This is a genomic window from Dietzia cinnamea NBRC 102147 (assembly GCF_001571065.1).
Classification (GTDB): domain Bacteria; phylum Actinomycetota; class Actinomycetes; order Mycobacteriales; family Mycobacteriaceae; genus Dietzia; species Dietzia cinnamea.
Genome location: NZ_BCSW01000154.1, coordinates 1 through 594, shown reverse-complemented (window position 1 = coordinate 594; position 594 = coordinate 1). Strand labels below are relative to the sequence as shown.

Here is a 594-nt window from a genome sequence, read left to right as displayed (position 1 = left end):
GGGCCGCACTGCGGGCGGCGTGGCTGGCGCGGGCGGCGCGGGCTCCGGCCTCAGCTCCGCCGAGGAGCGCGCGCTGACCAAGGAGATGTCCAAGATCGAGCGCCAGATGGGCAAGCTCGACTCCCGCGAGGCCGAGCTCCACCGCGAGATGGCGGCGGTGTCCGAGGGCGCCATGGGCACCGAGAAGCTGGCGGCCCTCGATCGCGATCTCAAGGACGTCTCTGCCGAGAAGGACGCGCTCGAGGAGCGGTGGATGGAACTGGGCGAGCAGCTGGAGGGCTGAAGCGCGGCGGTCCAGCTCGATCCCGTCCCTGCCTCCCGCTTCGGGCCGCGATCTCTGGCTCCGCCCTCCGTCCCGGCCGGCGGTTTCCGACACGGCGCCGGCTAGCCCCGTTTTGGCAGTACCCACGCACATTGTGGCCGCACCGAAGTCGGGATTTCCGCCGCGATACCGCCCTCACTGCTGCCAAACTTATAGATCGACGCGCGGAGGGGCGCCGGGTGCCCGGGCTGTCGATACTCCGGCGGGATGTCGGGGTGCCCGGGCTGTGGATACTCCGGCGGGATGTCGGGGTGCCCGGGCTGTGGATACTC

The 594-nt window shown here is 71.2% G+C and carries 1 protein-coding gene; it reads left to right on the top strand.

The features are described 5' to 3' along the window. A partial coding sequence (locus tag DCI01S_RS16570; RefSeq protein WP_274532679.1) for an ABC transporter C-terminal domain-containing protein occupies positions 1 to 283 on the top strand: 283 nt, incomplete at its 5' end. Between the last annotated feature and the right edge of the window lie 311 nt (positions 284 to 594).